Source organism: Micromonospora sp. NPDC051924 (assembly GCF_055586005.1).
Window position 1 is genome coordinate 173,662 of record NZ_JBVJJA010000006.1, and the last position, 16,501, is coordinate 190,162.

14 protein-coding genes and 1 pseudogene are annotated in these 16,501 nt (G+C 73.3%); 8 read left to right on the forward strand and 7 right to left on the reverse strand.

Annotated features, from left to right (window positions below):
* Positions 1 to 120: 120 nt before the first annotated feature.
* From ACZ6S5_RS06980 to ACZ6S5_RS07000, 5 genes are all read right to left on the reverse strand, one after another.
* Positions 121 to 1,635 (reverse strand): aldehyde dehydrogenase (NADP(+)), encoded by a 1,515-nt coding sequence (locus ACZ6S5_RS06980; RefSeq protein ID WP_465998548.1) that lies wholly within the window; start codon positions 1,633 to 1,635, stop codon positions 121 to 123.
* A gap of 33 nt (positions 1,636 to 1,668) precedes the next feature.
* On the reverse strand, positions 1,669 to 2,820 hold the full coding sequence (locus ACZ6S5_RS06985) for an L-talarate/galactarate dehydratase (protein WP_465998550.1): 1,152 nt from the start codon (positions 2,818 to 2,820) through the stop codon (positions 1,669 to 1,671).
* Positions 2,821 to 2,847: 27 nt separating this feature from the next.
* Positions 2,848 to 4,212 carry an enolase C-terminal domain-like protein gene (locus tag ACZ6S5_RS06990; protein WP_465998552.1) on the reverse strand — a complete coding sequence of 455 codons (1,365 nt, stop codon included), beginning with the start codon at positions 4,210 to 4,212 and terminating at the stop codon, positions 2,848 to 2,850.
* A complete protein-coding gene (gene kdgD / locus ACZ6S5_RS06995) occupies positions 4,209 to 5,123 on the reverse strand; it encodes a 5-dehydro-4-deoxyglucarate dehydratase (RefSeq protein ID WP_465998553.1) in 915 nt (304 codons plus the stop codon). Before kdgD ends, ACZ6S5_RS06990 begins: the two co-directional genes overlap by 4 nt.
* A 134-nt stretch (positions 5,124 to 5,257) precedes the next feature.
* Entirely contained in the window at positions 5,258 to 6,151 is an 894-nt protein-coding gene (locus tag ACZ6S5_RS07000) for a LysR family transcriptional regulator (RefSeq protein ID WP_465998555.1), read from the reverse strand.
* A gap of 140 nt (positions 6,152 to 6,291) precedes the next feature.
* Between ACZ6S5_RS07000 and ACZ6S5_RS07005 the strand changes: the two genes are divergently transcribed.
* The 4 genes from ACZ6S5_RS07005 to ACZ6S5_RS07020 are packed head-to-tail and all read left to right on the forward strand — an operon-like array spanning position 6,292 to position 9,864.
* On the forward strand, positions 6,292 to 7,299 hold the full coding sequence (locus ACZ6S5_RS07005) for a tripartite tricarboxylate transporter substrate binding protein (RefSeq protein ID WP_465998557.1): 1,008 nt from the start codon (positions 6,292 to 6,294) through the stop codon (positions 7,297 to 7,299).
* Positions 7,296 to 7,940: a tripartite tricarboxylate transporter TctB family protein gene (locus ACZ6S5_RS07010; protein ID WP_465998559.1), complete on the forward strand. Its 645-nt coding sequence runs from the start codon at positions 7,296 to 7,298 to the stop codon at positions 7,938 to 7,940. Before ACZ6S5_RS07005 ends, ACZ6S5_RS07010 begins: the two co-directional genes overlap by 4 nt.
* 8 nt (positions 7,941 to 7,948) lie before the next feature.
* Positions 7,949 to 9,478, forward strand: a complete 1,530-nt coding sequence (locus ACZ6S5_RS07015) for a tripartite tricarboxylate transporter permease (protein WP_465998561.1) — start codon at positions 7,949 to 7,951, stop codon at positions 9,476 to 9,478.
* Positions 9,475 to 9,864 carry a universal stress protein gene (locus tag ACZ6S5_RS07020; RefSeq protein WP_465998563.1) on the forward strand — a complete coding sequence of 130 codons (390 nt, stop codon included), beginning with the start codon at positions 9,475 to 9,477 and terminating at the stop codon, positions 9,862 to 9,864. The genes ACZ6S5_RS07015 and ACZ6S5_RS07020 overlap by 4 nt, the downstream gene beginning before the upstream one ends.
* A 35-nt stretch (positions 9,865 to 9,899) precedes the next feature.
* On the opposite strand, the gene ACZ6S5_RS07025 is transcribed toward ACZ6S5_RS07020, so the two are convergent.
* Entirely contained in the window at positions 9,900 to 10,442 is a 543-nt protein-coding gene (locus ACZ6S5_RS07025) for a DUF998 domain-containing protein (protein ID WP_465998564.1), read from the reverse strand.
* Positions 10,439 to 11,475 (reverse strand): annotated as a pseudogene (locus tag ACZ6S5_RS07030) (glutathione S-transferase family protein). Before ACZ6S5_RS07030 ends, ACZ6S5_RS07025 begins: the two are co-directional and overlap by 4 nt.
* A gap of 107 nt (positions 11,476 to 11,582) precedes the next feature.
* On the opposite strand from ACZ6S5_RS07030, the gene pcaF reads away from it, so the two are divergent.
* The 4 genes from pcaF to ACZ6S5_RS07050 all read left to right on the forward strand — a co-directional run bounded on the left by pcaF (position 11,583) and on the right by ACZ6S5_RS07050 (position 16,486).
* Complete coding sequence (gene pcaF / locus ACZ6S5_RS07035) at positions 11,583 to 12,788, forward strand: 3-oxoadipyl-CoA thiolase (protein WP_465998566.1); 1,206 nt, start codon at positions 11,583 to 11,585, stop codon at positions 12,786 to 12,788.
* A 130-nt stretch (positions 12,789 to 12,918) separates the two neighbouring features.
* A complete protein-coding gene (locus ACZ6S5_RS07040; RefSeq protein WP_465998568.1) occupies positions 12,919 to 13,737 on the forward strand; it encodes an SAM-dependent methyltransferase in 819 nt (272 codons plus the stop codon).
* Between the two features lie 6 nt (positions 13,738 to 13,743).
* Positions 13,744 to 15,909: a putative bifunctional diguanylate cyclase/phosphodiesterase gene (locus tag ACZ6S5_RS07045; RefSeq protein ID WP_465998570.1), complete on the forward strand. Its 2,166-nt coding sequence runs from the start codon at positions 13,744 to 13,746 to the stop codon at positions 15,907 to 15,909.
* A 76-nt stretch (positions 15,910 to 15,985) separates the two neighbouring features.
* On the forward strand, positions 15,986 to 16,486 hold the full coding sequence (locus tag ACZ6S5_RS07050) for a DUF456 domain-containing protein (protein ID WP_465998572.1): 501 nt from the start codon (positions 15,986 to 15,988) through the stop codon (positions 16,484 to 16,486).
* Positions 16,487 to 16,501 lie beyond the last annotated feature (15 nt).

Genomic DNA, 16,501 nt, shown 5'->3' on the forward strand with positions numbered 1-16,501 from the left:
TCCGCGCCGCTCACGCGGTGCGAGCCGGCCCGGCCACCGCCCGCCGCCCGCCGCGGTGGCCGCCCGGGCGTCGTCCCGCCCGTTCCTCGCCGGCGGGCGGTGGTAGCTGTCCGCGCAAGGTCATCGGGGCAGCTCCAGAACGCCGTCGACGCGGCGCGGGATGCGCCGGTACTCGTCGGTGAGCTCGGCCGGGAGCAGGTCGGCGGGCGCGCCCTGCCAGGTGACCGGACGCAGGAAGCGCCGGATCGCGGTGGTGCCGACGGAGGTGTGCTGCGAGTTGGTCGACGGCCACGGCCCACCGTGGTGCTGCGCCCAGGAGACCGCCACGCCGGTGGGGTAGGCGTCGTAGACCAGCCGGCCGGCCAGACCCCGCAGCTGTGCGGACACCGCCCGGGGTAGCTCGGTCTCGCCCCGGCCGCGGAGCACGGTCGCGGTCAGCGACGAGGGCAGCGCCGCCAGCGCGGGGAACAGCTCGGCCTCGCCGGCGTAGCGGGCCACGACCGACACCGGCCCGAAGCATTCCTCGTTGACCTGCGGCGGCAGCTCGCCCGCCGCTGCGGTCAGCAGCAGCGGCGCGGCCTGGAAGCCGGTTCCCGCCGGCTCCGCGCCCCGGGCCAGCACCTCGACGCCCGGTGCCTCGGCGAGGCCACCGGCGATGGTGCCGTACGCGGCGGCGATGCCCGCGTTGAGCAGCACCGGGGCGGCGGTCCCGCGGACCGCGTCGGCCATCGCGCCGACCACCGCGTCGCCGTCGGGGCCGGCGGGCACGAACACCAGCCCGGGCTTGGTGCAGAACTGGCCGCCGCCGAGGGTGAAGGAGCCGACCAGCTCGGTGCCGATCGTCGACCCGCGCTCCGCGGCGGCGCACGGCGTCACGACGACCGGGTTGAGGCTGCTGAGCTCCCCGTAGAAGGGCACCGGGTCCGGGCGCTGCTCGATGATCCGCAGCAGCGCGCGCCCGCCGGTGAGCGAGCCGGTGAAGCCCACGGCCCGGACGGCCGGATGGGCGACGAGCGCCGCGCCGGCCGGTACGCCGTGGACGATGCCCAGGGTGCCGGCCGGGGCGCCCGCCTTGCCGGCCGCCGCGGCGAGGATGTCGAACACCAGCTGGGACGTCGCCGGATGGGACCCGTGGGCCTTGACGACGACCGGGCAGCCGGCCGCGAGCGCCGAGGCGGTGTCGCCACCGGGTACGGAGAACGCCAGCGGGAAGTTGCTCGCGCCGAAGACCGCGACCGGCCCGATCGGGACGAGCATCCGGCGCAGGTCGGGACGGGGCCCCATCGGGGTGTCGCCGGCGTGGTCGATGGCCGCCTCGAGGTAGCTGCCCTCGTCCAGCACCTCGGCGAAGATCCGCAGCTGGTAACAGGTGCGGGCCAGCTCCCCGGTCAGCCGTACCGGCCCGAGCGCGGTCTCGCGGTCGGCGACGGCGACGATCTCCTCCCGGCGCTCCTCCAAGGCGTCCGCGAGGCCGCGCAGCAGGGCCGCCCGGCCGGCGCGGCCGAGCGCCTCCAGTCCGGGGGCCGCGGCGAGGGCCGCCGCGCAGAGCGCGTCCACCTCCGTGCTGGTCGTCTCCGGCGCGACCTCCTCGACCGCCTGACCGGTGCGGGGGTCGATGCTGACGACTGCGGCCATCGGGTGTTCCTCCAATGCTGCGGTGAATGTGCTTCAGCGGGACGCGTTGACGTGGACGCGGTCCACCGTCCAGGCCCGGGCCTGCTCGCTCAGCGTGATGCCCAGGCCGGGGCGGTCCGAGAGGTACATGCGGCCGCCGCGCGTCTCCAGACGCTCGTTGAACAGCGGGTACAGCCAGTCGAAGTGCTCGACCCACGGCTCGTGCGGGTAGGCGGCCGCCAGGTGTACGTGGATCTCCATCGCGAAGTGCGGCGCCAGCTGCAGGTTGCTGTGCTCGGCCAGCGTGGCGAGCTTGAGGAACTGGGTGATGCCGCCGATCCGTGGCGCGTCGGGCTGCAGGATGTCCACCGCGCCGGCCCGGATCAGCTCGTAGTGCTCGGCGACGCTGGTCAGCATCTCGCCGGTCGCCACCGCCGTGTCCAGCGACCGGGCGAGCTGGGCGTGCCCCTCCGCGTCGTACGCGTCCAGCGGCTCCTCGATCCAGACCAGGCCGAACTCCTCCAGCGCCCGGCCGACCCGCATGGCGGTCGGCCGGTCCCACTGCTGGTTGGCGTCCACCATGAACGGCACCGTGTCGCCGAGGTGCTCACGGACGGCACGGACCCGGCGCAGATCCTCCGCCGAGTCGGGCTGGCCTACCTTGATCTTGATGCCGCCCACGCCCGACTCGAGGGTGCGGGTCGCGTTCTCCAGCACCTGCTCGATCGACTCGTGCAGGAAGCCACCGGAGGTGTTGTAGCAGCGCACCGAGTCGCGGTGCGCGCCCAGCAGCTTGGCCAGCGGCAGTCCGGCCCGCTTCGCCTTGAGATCCCACAGCGCCACATCGATCGCGGCGAGCGCCTGGGTCGCCGCGCCGCTGCGCCCGACCGACGCGCCCGACCAGACCAGTTTGGTCCAGAGCCGGCCGATGTCGCTGGGGTCCTCGCCGATCAGGTCCGGCGCGACCTCCCGGGCGTGCGCGAACTGCGCCGGCCCGCCGGCCCGCTTCGAGTAGCTGAAGCCGACCCCCTCGAGCCCCGCCTCGGTACGGATCTCGGCGAAGAGGAAGGCGACCTCCGTCATCGGCCGCTGCCGACCGGTGAGCACCTTCGCGTCGCTGATCCCGGTTGCCAACGGAAGGGTGACGGACGAGAGGGTCACCGACTCGATCCGGTCGAGGATTGCGGGAGGAGTGGCAGTGGTCATGTCTTTCCTTTCCCGCCAGGGCGGCGGTCAGCGGACCAGGCAGGGGCGCTTGGGGTCGAACGTCCAGCCCGGGAGGACGTACTGCATCGCGACGGCGTCGTCGCGAGCGCCCAGGCCGTGCTCCAGGTACAGCTCGTGCGCCGCGGCCAGGGCGTCGCGGTCGAGCTCGACCCCCAGCCCGGGCGCGGTGGGCACCTCGATCCGGCCGTTCCGGATCTGCAGCGGTCGGCGGGTGAGCGCCTGCCCGTCCTGCCAGATCCAGTGCGTGTCCAGGGCGGTGATCTCGCCCGGGGCGGCCGCCCCCACGTGGGTGAACATCGCCAGCGAGATGTCGAAGTGGTTGTTCGAGTGCGAACCCCAGGTGAGGCCGAAGTCGTGGCAGAGCTGGGCGACCCGGACGGAGCCGCGCATCGTCCAGAAGTGCGGGTCGGCGAGGGGGATGTCGACCGCGTCCGACCGGATCGCGTGGGCGAGCTGACGCCAGTCGGTCGCGATCATGTTGGTGGCCGTCGACAGCCCGGTGATCCGCCGGAACTCGGCCATCATCTCCCGTCCCGAGAACCCGCCCTCGGCGCCGACCGGGTCCTCGGCGTACGCGAGCACCCCGTGCAGGTCGCGGCAGAGCTCGACGGCTTCGGCCAGCAACCAGCCGCCGTTCGGGTCGAGCGTGACCCGCGCGTCCGGGAACCGTTCGGCGAGGGCGCGGACGGCAGCGACCTCCTGCTCGCCGGCGAACACGCCGCCCTTGAGCTTGAAGTCGGTGAACCCGTAGCGGGCCTGCGCCGCCTCGGCCAGCGCCACCACCGCGTCGGGAGTCAGCGCCGGCTCGCGGCGCAGCCGCTCCCACTCGTCGGCCGGCTCGGTCTCCGTGAGGTAGGGCAGGTCGGTGCAGCGGCGGTCTCCGACGTAGAAGAGGTAGCCGAGCATCGGGACGCTGTCGCGCTGCCGCCCGTCGCCGAGGAGTTCGGCCACCGGCACGCCGAGGTGCTGACCCAGCAGGTCCAGCAGGGCCGACTCCAGCGCGGTCACCGCGTGGACCGTCGTGCGCAGGTCGAAGGTCTGCAGGCCACGACCGCCGGCGTCGCGGTCGGCGAAGGTCCCGGCGATGCCCCGCAGCAGCCGGCCGAGGTGGGCCACCGGCTGTCCGACCAGCAGCGCGCCGGCGTCCGAGATCGTGCGGCGGATCGCCTCGCCGCCGGGCACCTCGCCGACGCCGACCCGGCCCTCGCTGTCGGTGACGATGGCGATGTTGCGGGTGAAGAACGGGCCGTGCGCGCCGCTGAGGTTGAGCAGCATGCTGTCGTGTCCCGCGACGGGTACCGCCTCGACACGGGCCACGGTCGGGGTGCGGCCGGTCATCGCCGTCCTCTCGCCGTCGGTGAAGGGGGTCACGGGACCTTCTGGATCAGGGTGGTCAGCTCCGCGAGCTCGGTGTCGGTCAGGTCGGACAGCGGGGGCCGCACCCGGCCGCCGTCCCGCCCCACCGCGGTCAGGCCGGCCTTGATGATGGAGACGGCGTACCCCTTGGCCCGGTCCCGGAGGTCCAGGTACGGGATCACGAAGTCGGTGAGCATCTGGTAGACCGCCGGCCGGTCCTGGGCGCGGACGGCCGCGTAGAACCGGAGCGCGAACTCGGGCAGGAAGTTGTACAGCGCCGAGGAGTAGGTGCTCACGCCGAGCTGGAGGAGCGGGAGCGCGAACGTCTCGGCCGTCGGCAGCCCGCCGATGTAGATCAGCCGGTCGCCGACCCGGGCGTAGGTGCGGGTCATCCGCTCGATGTCGCCGACGCCGTCCTTCAGCCCGATCAGGTTGGGGTTCCGGTCGGCGAGCTCGGCGACGGTGGCGTCGGTGAGCACGGCGTTCGCCCGGCTGTAGACGATGACGCCGAGGTCGGTCGCCCGGCACACCGCGCTGACGTGCTCGACCAGACCCTGCTGGCTGGCCTCGGTGAGGTACGGCGGGAACAGCAGCAGCCCGTCGGCCCCGGCGGCCTGGGCGGCCCGGGCCTGGGCCACGGAGACGGCGGTGCCGCCGGTGGCCGGCGCGATGACCGGGACCTTGCCGGCCACCTCGTCGACGGCGACCCGGACGACCCGGTCCAGTTCGGCGGAGGTGAGCGAGAAGCCCTCACCCGTGCCGCCCGCGGCGAACAGGCCGGCGACCTCGAAGCTCGCCTGCCAGGCCAGGTGCTCCCGGTAACGGGCCTCGTCGAACTGCAGGTCGGCGTCGAAGTGGGTGACCGGGAAGGAGAGCAGGCCCGACTTCAGCCGGTCGGCGAGAACGTCCGGGGGCAGCAGCGTCACGATGATCTGTCCTTGGGTCCGACGGGTCCGCGCCCGAGTTGGCGGGCGACGCGGACGGTGGTCGGGATCACCGTAGGAAGCTGTGACGATGCATGTCCAAGAGCGCTTCCGCATCGAACGATGCTCCTGGGGTATCAGGAGTTGTCCGTCCGTCGCTCCAGTGCGGCGAGCGCCCGCCACAGCGCGGGATTCTTCGACTCCCGGGACCACAACAGGTGCAGCTCCACGGGTTCCGGCACGGGGGTCTGCAGCGGGACGAAGCCCACCCCGTCGATCGGCAGCCGGGCGGCGCCGGCGGGGACGAACGCGACCCCCCGGCCCGCCGCCACCAGCCAGAGCATGGTGAGCACCTGACTCACGCTGTGCACGGTGTTCTCGGCGGCGATCGGTACGACGCCCGCGACCAGGTCGTAGAAGTACTTGGCCTTGGTGGGTGAGTGCATGATCACCGGCTCCGCCGCCAGGTCCGGCGCTGCCGCGGGCCGCCCCAGCCCCAGCAGCCGGTGCCCGGCGGGTGCCGCGATCAGCAGCGCTTCCCGGTGCAGCAGCCGGGAGCCGAAGGCCTGCTCGTCGAAGGGCGGGCGAGCCAGCCCCAGGTCGATCTCCTCCTTGAGCAGCCCGGCGACCTGCTCGCGGGTCACCATCTCGGCCAGGTCCACCCCGACGTCGGGCAGCTCGCGGGACAGGTCGTTCAGCAACCCGCCCAGAATCCCGTACGCCGAGGCGGCGGTGAACCCGATCCGGACCACGCCGCTGGCCCCGGACGACACCCGCCGGGCCAGTTCCGGCGCGGAGCCCGCGAGCGTGAGCAGCCGGCGGGCCTCGACCAGGAACGCCGCGCCGGCGGCCGTGAGGGCGACCCCCCGGTTGTCCCGCTCCAGCAGTTGGGCGCCGACGACCCGTTCCAGCTTCTGGATCTGCCGGCTCAACGGGGGCTGCGTCATCTGCAGCCGCGCGGCCGCGCGACCGAAGTGCAGCTCCTCCGCGACCGTGACGAATCCGCGAAGTTGCTCGAGTGTGAACGCCATGTCAAGAAGGTATCAATTGATGCCGCATTGGATTTGGACAGGCATGAGTCGAGGTCCCTAGGCTCCCGTCATCCAGGCGTCCGTGACTCGACTCACAGCGCCCACCGCTGAAACATGGCTCTGCTAATGAGGAGAACGACATGACGATCAACCGCGTGCGCCGGTGGGCGGCGGCGGGTGCCGGCTTCGGCCTGGCCCTCTCGCTCGCCGCCTGCGGCGGCAACGTCGGCGGCGGATCCAGCGACGACGCGAAGTTCCCGGGCAAGGCCCCCATCACGATCCTGGTCGGCCAGGACCCGGGCGGCAGCACGGACCTCATCGCCCGGGCGTTGGCGAAGCAGGTCTCGCACGACCTCGGCGTCCCCGTCACGGTGGAGAACAGGCCCGGCGCGAACGGCGCCCTGGCCGCCAAGGAGCTGGCCGGCGAGAAGGCCGACGGGCACACCCTGATGGTCTACAACGGCAGCCTCGCCTACATCACCCCGCTGGCGGTGGCCAAGGGTCAGGCGCCGGACATCGCCGACTACGAGATCGTCACCGGCATCAGCCAGGACGACTACGTGCTCGTGACCTCGCCCAAGTCCGGCTTCAAGACCGTCGACGACCTGGCCAAGGCCGGCCGGCAGATCACCTTCGGCACCACCGGCGTCGGCACCGGCAGCCAGCTCTCCCAGGCGCTCCTGTTCGCGCAGGCCGGCATCAAGGCCAAGGACGTCCCGTTCGACGGCGGATCGCCGACGCTGACGGCGGTCCTCGGTGGCCAGGTGGACGTCGGCTCGATCCAGCTCGGTGAGGCGATCGAGCAGATCAAGGCCGGCAAGCTCACCCCGATCGTGACCTTCGCCGAGAAGCGGCCGTCCTACCTGCCCGACACCCCCACCGCGGTGGAGACGGGCCGCGACGTGCCGGTCCAGCAGTCGCGGGCGATCTTCGCCCCGAAGGGCACGCCGAAGGAGGTCGTCGACGCCCTCCGCGCCTCGTTCCAGAAGGCGTTCCAGGCCGACGAGTACAAGAAGTTCAACGAGGACAACCAGCTCACCCCGAACGAGGTCGCCGGCGAGGAGCTGCGCACGCAGTGGACCGGCAACCTGGACAAGTACCGCGGCGTGATCGAGAAGTACCAGATCAGCCTCGGCGGAGCGAAGTGACTTCCGCACCCGACGGGACGCGCAGCGCGGGTGTCCCCGGCGGCCGGGTGGCCGCCGGGGACACCCCCCGCCAGGCCGGGGCGGCCGCGCTGGGCGGCCCCACCGCCGACGGGCCCCGCTCCGGCGAACCCCACCTCGACGAGCTCAGCCTCGAGGAGGCGATCCAGCGGGTCGAGGAGGTGGAGCACGAGGGGCGGCCACCCGCCGCCGGTCCGCTCAGCAACGCGCTCATCGCGGTCGCCGTCGTCGCGCTCGGCATCGCCGCGCTCGTCGGCTCCACCCGCCTCGGCCTCGGCACCCCCCGCAGCCCCGAGTCCGGCACGTGGCCGCTGCTGGTCAGCGCCGTGCTGGTCGTGCTGGGTATCGGCCTGCTCGCCACGGCCCGGCGGACGACGGACGCCGAACGCTTCTCCGGGGCGAGCTGGCTGGTCCTCGCCGGCCTGGCCACCATGATCGGGTTCGTCGCCGTCATCAGCGTCATCGGCTTCGAGATCCCCGCCACCCTGCTCACCTTCGTCTGGCTGCGGTTCCTCGGCCGGGAAGGCTGGCGTACGTCGATCGTGACGAGCATCGCCGTGGTGGTCGCGTTCTACCTCGTCTTCGTGGCGGCCCTCTCCGTCCCCATCCCGCACCTCTTCTAGGAGGGTCCGTGGACTTCGGCCCTGTCCTCGACGGTTTCGGCGTCGTACTCGAACCGACGAACCTGCTCTACTGCCTGATCGGTGTCGTCATCGGCATGCTGATCGGCGTCATGCCGGGCCTCGGCCCGGCGGCGACCATCGCGATCCTGCTCCCGGTCACCTTCGGCATCGAGCCGGTGACCGCGATCATCATGCTCGCCGGCATCTTCTACGGCGCCCAGTACGGCGGCACGATCACCTCGGTCCTGCTGCGGCTGCCCGGCGAGGCGTCCTCGGTGGTGACCGTCTTCGATGGGCACGCGCTGGCCCGCCAGGGCCGGGCCGGCACCGCCCTGGGCATCGCCGCCGTCGGCTCCTTCATCGGCGGCACTGTCTCGATCATCGCGCTCACGCTGGTCGCCCCCCTGGTCGCCGGGTTCGCGCTGGACTTCGGCCCGCCCGAGTACACGGCCCTGGCCCTGCTCGGCATCCTGCTGGTCGCCACGGTGAGCAGCGGGGGACGGATGAAGGCGGTGATCGCCGCCTGCGTCGGCCTGCTGCTGGCCACGGTGGGCCGGGACGGCTTCACCGGTGCCGAGCGGTTCACCTTCGACAACCTGTCCCTCGCCGACGGCCTGGACTTCGTCCCGATCGCCATGGGCCTCTTCGGCCTCGGTGAGATCCTCTACAACCTGGAGGAGCGCCACGGGGCGGTGCAGGCGCCGACGAAGGTGGCCAACGTCTGGCCGTCCCGCGCCGACCTGCGGGAGTCCGCCGGGGCCATCGGGCGCGGATCGCTGCTCGGCTTCGTCCTGGGCATCCTGCCCGGCGGCGGCGCCACGCTCTCCTCGCTGGCCGCGTACGCCCTGGAGAAGCGCCGGGCCAAGAACCCGGAGCGGTTCGGCCGGGGCGCGGTCGAGGGCGTCGCCGCCCCGGAGACGGCGAACAACGCCGCCGCGACGTCGTCGTTCATCCCGCTGCTGACGCTCGGCATCCCGGCCAACGCGACGATGGCGGTCATCTTCGGCGCGCTGCTGATCCAGGGCGTGAGCCCCGGCCCGCAGCTGGTCAGCCAGGAGCCCGAGCTGTTCTGGGGCGTGGTCAACTCGATGTACATCGGCAACATCCTGTTGCTGATCATGAGCATTCCGCTGGTCGGCCTGTTCGTGCGGATCCTCCGGGTACGAGCGACGATCCTCGCGCCGATCACGGTGCTGATCACGCTGGTCGGCGTCTACACGGTGAACAACGACGTCTTCGACATCGTGCTGGTGATCTTCTTCGGTGTCCTCGGGTACCTGATGAAGAAGTTCGGTTTCGAGCCGGGCCCGCTGGTGCTGGCCTTCGTGCTCGGCTCGCTGCTGGAGGACTCGCTGCGCCGCTCCCTGCTGATCTTCGACGGCGACGCGACCGGCTTCTTCACCCGGCCGATCTCCGGAACCCTGCTCGCCGTGTTCCTGCTCGTGGCCCTGCTGCCGCCGCTGCGGGCCGCCCTCCGCCGACGGCCGGCGGCGTCCCGTCCCGACCCCGCATCCCAGGACACCAAGGAGCTCGTGTGACCGTCCTCGTCGCCTACATCCCCACGCCGGAAGGGAACGCGGCCTTCACCGCCGCCGTCGCGGAGGCCGGCCGCCGCCAGGAACGGTTGGTGGTGCTCAACACCCCGCGCGAGGGCGCGCCGGTCAGCGCGGACCTCGCCGGCGGGGCCGAGATCGAGAGCCTCGTCCAGCGGGCGACGACGGCCGGTGTCGAGGTCGAGATCCGCCAGGACGCGCACGCCGGGGACCTCGCCGAGGAGGTCGTGCGCGTCGCCGAGGCGATCGACGCCTCGGTGGTCGTGATCGGCCTGCGCCGCCGCTCACCGGTCGGCAAGCTGATCATGGGCAGCGCGGCGCAGCGCATCCTGCTCGACGCCGACCGACCGGTACTCGCCGTCAAGCCCTGATCCGGGCGCCGGGCCGGGGAACACCCGGCCCGGCCTCACCTGTGGGCCAGGCCGAGCGCGCCGGCGGTGGCCAGCCCCCAGCCGGCCGCCACCGCCAGCAGCAGCCGCTCCAGCACCCCGACCAGGCCGCCCCGGCCCACGGTCAGCATGGCCAGCCCGACCGCCCCGGACAGCGGCAGGGCCAGGGCCGCGCCGACCCCGGCGATCCGGCGCAGCGGCGGGTCGGCCGCCGGGGAGACGAGCAGGACCAGCATCGCGAAGACCACCGCGGCGGTCGCCGCGATGCTCGCGCCGCCGTGCACCAGGTCCGCCACGGTGGCCGCCTCGAACGGCGGCAGCGGGCAGCCCGCGCTGCACGTCACCGCCCCGGAGAGCACCGTGCCGACCCCGCCGGCGGCGAGCAGCGCCGCCGCCGTCCGCAGCGCCGGGGGCAGCGCCGCGGCGAGCAGCAGCAGCGCCGCGGCCAGGGCGAACACCCCGATCCGGTACGCCCCGGCGTACCCGCTGTCGGTGACGCCGGCCTCGCTCACGTACCCGGTCAGGCCCGGACCGGGACCGGCGACCACGGCGACCGTCACCGCGACCGCCCCGGCGAGGGTGCAGCCGGCGGCGGCGGACGCGGCGGCGGCCCGGACGACGCCGGGCTCAGCCACGCCCGTGCGGCGTGGTCCAGCCGGAAAGGTCCGGACCCAGCGGCACGATCCGGGTCGGATTGATCATCTCGTGGGTGGCGTAGTAGTGCCGCTTGATGTGGTCGAAGTCCACCGTCTCGCCGAAGCCGGGGGTCTGGAACAGGTCCCGGGCGTACGCCCAGAGCACCCGCATCTCGGTCAGCTTCTGCCGGTTGCACTTGAAATGCCCGTGGTACGCCACGTCGAAGCGGACCAGCGTGGTGAACAGCCGCACGTCCGCCTCGGTGATCCCGTCGCCCATCAGGTAACGGCGACCGGCCAGCCGCTCCGACAGCGCGTCAAGCCGGGCGAAGAGCGCGGTGTACGCCTCGTCGTACGCCTCCTGGGAGGTGGCGAAGCCGCACCGGTAGACGCCGTTGTTGACGTCCCGGTGGATCTCCGCCATCAGCGCGTCCATCTCCGGCCGCAGCTCGACCGGGTAGAGATCCGGCGCGTCCGGCTTGTGGAACCGCCGCCACTCGGTGGAGAAGTCCAGGGTGAGCTGCGGGTAGTCGTTGGTGACCACCCGGCCGGTGAGCGTGTCGACCAGCGCCGGCACGGTCACCCGGCCGGTGTAGTCCGGGTCGGTGGCCAGGTACGCGTCGGAGAGGAAGCCGATCCCGAGGACCGGGTCGAAGCCGTCCGGGTCGAGGGAGAAGCGCCAACCCCGCTCGTCCCGGATCGGGTCGACCGTGCCCAGCGAGATCACGTCGTCCAGGCCGAGCAGGCTGCGGACGATCCGGGCCCGGTGCGCCCACGGGCAGGCCCGGCACCAGATCAACCGGTACCGGCCGGCCTCCAGCGGCCAGCGGTCCTGGTCGTCGGGGCCGCCGCCCTCCGGCGAGGTGGAGTGCGGGGTGACCCGACCGGTGAACCGGTTGGGCTGGCGGACGAACTGACCGCTGCGGGTGCTCTCTGCGCTGAACTGGGCCCGGGCCATGCCGCCAACCTAGCCGTTCCGGGCGTGGATATCCTGGCGCCGGGCGTCCCCGTGACCCGGTGGGCGACCCGCCGCCCGCCCCTTCCACCCCCGAAGGACGCAGCACCATGACCGTGGCATACCTCGTGGCCGGAGTCCGCACCCCGATCGGCCGGTACGCCGGTGCCCTCGCCGGGGTCCGCCCCGACGACCTGGCCGCCCATGTGATCCGCGAACTGGTCGCCCGTCACCCCGGCGTGGACTGGGCCCGCACCGACGATGTGATCCTGGGCTGCGCCAACCAGGCCGGCGAGGACAACCGCAACGTGGCCCGGATGGCGGCGCTGCTCGCCGGGCTGCCCGAGGAGGTCCCCGGCAGCACGGTCAACCGGCTCTGCGGCTCCGGCCTGGACGCCCTGGCCACCGCCGCCCGGTCGATCGTGGCGGGCGAGGCCGATCTGGTGGTCGCCGGCGGGGTGGAGAGCATGAGCCGCGCCCCCTTCGTGATGCCGAAGGCGACCACGGCGTTCGCCCGCACCGCCGAGGTCTACGACACCACCATCGGCTGGCGGCTGGTCAACCCGCTGATGAAGCAGGGCTGGGGCATCGACTCGATGCCGGAAACGGCGGAGAACGTCGCCGCCGACCACGGCGTGGACCGCGCGGCGCAGGACGAGTTCGCCCTCCGCTCGCAGCAGCGCGCCGCCAAGGCGCAGGCGGACGGCCGGCTGGCCGAGGAGATCGTGCCGGTGACCGTGCCGGCCGGCAAGCGCGAGACAAAGCTGGTCGAGGTCGACGAGCACCCCCGAGAGACCTCGCTGGACAAGCTCGCCGCGCTGCCCACCCCGTTCCGGGCGGGCGGCACGGTGACCGCCGGCAACTCCTCCGGCGTCAACGACGGCGCGGTGGCCCTGCTGGTCGCCTCCGAGGCGGCCGTCGACCGGTACGGGCTCACCCCGCTGGCCCGGGTCACCGGCGCGGCGGCGGCCGGCGTGCCGCCGCGGATCATGGGGATCGGGCCGGTGCCGGCCACCCGCAAGCTGCTCGACCGGTACGGCCTGGGCCTGGCCGACGTCGACGTGATCGAGCTGAACGAGGCGTTCGCGGCCCAGTCCGTGGCGGTGCTGCGCGAGCTGGGGCTGCCCGAGGACGCCGAGCACGTCAACCCGAACGGCGGCGCGATCGCGCTCGGCCACCCGCTCGGCGCCAGCGGCGCCCGGCTTGCGCTCACCGCCGCGCTGGAGCTGCGTCGCCGGGGCGGCCGGCGGGCCCTGGCCACCATGTGCATCGGCGTCGGGCAGGGCATCTCGCTGCTGCTGGAGTCGGCCGCCTGAGCCGCTGTCCGGACGGCCCGTCGGCTCCACCGCCGGACCGTCCGTCGACAGTGGATCTCCCGGATCTGGGGGCGCGCGAATAGAGTGGTGTGGACCACAGCTACGCGGTGACGACCTGGGGGACCGAGCGATGCAGACGCCGGACGGACTTCCCGCCGAGATCGACCTGAGCCGGCCGAGCGCGGCCCGGGTCTACGACTACTTCCTCGGCGGCGCGCACAACTTCGAGATCGACCGGCAGCTCGCCGAGCAGATCGCGGCGATGACCCCGAACCTGGCCGCCACCATGCGCTCCGGCCGGGAGTTCCTGCGCCGGGCGGTACGGGCGCTGCTCGACGCGGGCATCGACCAGTTCCTCGACATCGGCTCCGGGATTCCCACCGTGGGCAACGTGCACGAGGTGGCCCAGGCGGCCAACCCGCAGGCGCGGATCGTCTACGTCGACATCGACCCGGTCGCGGTGGCGCACAGCCGGGAACTGCTCGCCGGCAACGACCGCGCCGTCGCCGTCCACGGCGACCTGCGCGAGCCGAAGCTGATCCTGGACCAGGCCCGCACCAGCGGCCTGATCGACTTCGACCGGCCGCTCGGCATCCTGCTCGCCGGGGTGGTGCACTTCATCCCCGACGCCGACCGGCCCGCCGACATCCTGGCCACCCTGCGCGCCGCCGCCGCGCCCGGCAGCTTCCTGGTCATCTCCCACTCGACCTTCGAGGACCAGCCACAGGAGATGCTGGACGCGCAGCGGCTCTCCGCGCGTACCGCCACGGAGATCACCCTCCGGTCCCGCGCCGAGATCACCGGCTACTTCGGTGACTGGACGATCCTCGAACCGGGCGTGGTGCACATGCCGCTGTGGCGGCCCGACTCGCCGTCCGACGTGGACGACCACCCCGAGCGGTTCGGGGCGTTCGGCGGCGTCGCCCGGTACGACCGGCCCGCCGGCTGAGCCGACATGCGCGCCCCGGACCCCGACGGGGGCGGGTTCAGCCGACCGGGTGCCCAGGCGTACGCGGCCGAGTGGGCCCGGGCGGTGCGGCGCATCGGATTCGTGCCGCTCAGCGCGGCCGAGACCGAGCGGCTGCTGCTGGTGCACACCGTACGCCTCGGGCAGGCCGTGCTCGCCCCGGCGTTCTCCGCCGAGGCGGCGGAGGACGTGGGGCGGGCCCTGGTGGAGACGCACCTCACCGAGCCGGGCGTGCTGGACTGGTCGGTCCAGGCGCTCGGCGACCGGTTCCTGTCCTGGGTGCTGGCGTCCCGGGCGGAGCAGCCGGAGGCGCGGGAGCGGGTCGCCGCGCTGCAGGGCGCCCTCGCGGCGGGCTTCGCCCGGGCGCTGCGGGACCGGACATTCAGCCAGCAGGAGCGGATCTCCCGCTCCGCCTGGCAGGCCCGGGACGCGGTGGAGCAGGCGCTGCGGGACAGCGAGGCCCGGTTCCGCGCGGTGTTCACCGGCGCCGCGATCGGGATCGGCATCGCCGGCACCGACGGCACCATCCTGGAGGTCAACCAGCCCTTCGCGGACATGCTCGGCTACAGCGTCGCGGAGCTGCGCGAGATCAACGTCGCCGCGCTGTTCCACGCCGACGACGCGGCCGGCATGTGGGAGCTCTACCAGGAGCTGATCGAGGGCAAGCACGACAGCGTACGGGTGGAGAAGCGCTACCACCGCAAGGACGGCAGCATCGTCTGGACCGACCTCGCCGTCTCGCTGATCCGGTACGACGACGGCCGACCCCGGTTCACCGTCGCGATGATCGAGGACATCACCGAGCGGTACGAGCTCCAGCAGCGGCTGCGCTTCGAGGCGCTGCACGATCCACTCACCGGCCTGCCCAACCGGACCCTCTTCTTCGAGACCCTGGGCGAGGTCTTCGACACCGCCGGCCCGGAGCAGCGGGTCGGGATCTGCTTCATCGACCTGGACGGCTTCAAGGCGATCAACGACAGCCTCGGCCATGACCTCGGTGACCGGCTGCTCAAGGTGATCGGCCGACGGCTCGCCGACTGCGTGGCCGGCCAGGGGCACCTGGTGGCCCGGATGGGGGGCGACGAGTTCGTCATCCTGGTCGACTCCGACGGCGGCCTCGACGACGCGGTCGAGGTGGCCGAGCTGGCACTCGCGGCGGTCTCCGCCCCGGTCCACGTCGGGGACCAGCAGCTCGCCGTCTCGGCCAGCATCGGCATCGTGGAGTGCCCGGCGGTGGAGACCAGCGTGTCGGAGCTGATGAAGGCCGCCGACACCACCCTCTACTGGGCGAAGGCCGAGGGGCGGGGCCGGTGGGCGGTCTACGACCCGGAGCGCAGCGCCGCGGACATCGCCCGCTCGGCCCTGGCCGCCGGGCTGCCGGCCGCGCTGGACCGGGGCGAGTTCGTGGTGCACTACCAGCCCATCGTGTCCCTGCTCGACGGGTCGATGGTGGCGGTCGAGGCGCTGGTCCGCTGGCAGCATCCCGAGCTGGGGCTGATCGGCCCGGACCGGTTCATCGGGCTGGCCGAGGAGACCGGCCTGATCGTCCGGCTCGGCGCCTGGGTGCTGAAGCAGGCGTGCCGGGACGCCGAGAGCTGGCGGCGGGCGTACCCGGAGAGCCGGCTGGTGGTCAACGTCAACCTGGCCGCCCGGCAGGCCGACGACCCCGGCATCGTGGATACCGTCGCCGAGGCGTTGCAGCACACCGGGCTCCCCGCCGAGCTGCTGCAGCTCGAGCTGACCGAGAGCGCCCTGATGGGCACCGCCGGGGAGCCGCTGCGTTCCCTGTGCCGCCTGGCCGGTCTCGGCGTACGGCTGGCCATCGATGACTTCGGCACCGGCTACTCCAACCTGGCCTACCTGCGGCGGCTGCCGATCCACTGCCTGAAGCTGGCCGGCCCCTTCGTCGAGGGCATCCGGGCCGACGGGACGGATGCCGCCGCCGACCACCGGGACGAGCGGATCGTCGACGCGCTGGTCCGGCTGGCCCACGCCCTGGAGCTCTGGGTGACCGCCGAGGCGGTGGAGACCGAGGTGCAGGCCGAGCGGCTGCGGGCGCTGCGCTGCGACACCGGGCAGGGCCGCTGGTTCGGCGCCCCGATGCCCGCCGACCGGATCCACGCCCGGCTGGCCGGCGGCGGGCGGGCGGCGTGAGCGGACCGTCTTCCGGGCATCAGGGCGCGAGGACCGGACCGACGCCGGGTCGGGTCGGCGAGCAACGGGAGGCGGCATGGGTCTGACCGACACGCAGGCGGTGGTGTCGCTGGTCGCCGCGCTGGCGATCCTCACCGGGCTGGCCGGGGTGGTGGTGCCCGGGCTGCCGGCGCTGCCGCTCTGCTGGGGCGGGGTGCTGGTGTGGACGCTGTTCGGCGGGGCCGGTCCGGGGCGCTGGGCGGTGCTCGCCGCCGCCACCGTGGTCGCGGCCGGCGGCGCGGTGGTCAAGTACGCCTGGCCGGGGCGGAACCTGAAGCGGACCGGGGTGCCGACCTCGTCCCTGCTGGCCGGTGGCCTGCTCGGGCTGGTGGGGTTCTTCGTCATCCCGGTCGTCGGCCTGCCGATCGGCTTCGTCGGCGGGATCTGGGGCGCGGAGCGGCTGCGGCTGGGCAGCAACCAGCTCGCCTGGCCGGCCACCGTGCAGGCGCTCAAGGCGGCCGGGCTGTCCATGCTGGTCGAGTTCCTGGCCGGCGTGGTCATCGCCGCCCTCTGGGTGGCCGGCCTGCTGTTCGCCTGAGGGGCGCCGGCCGGG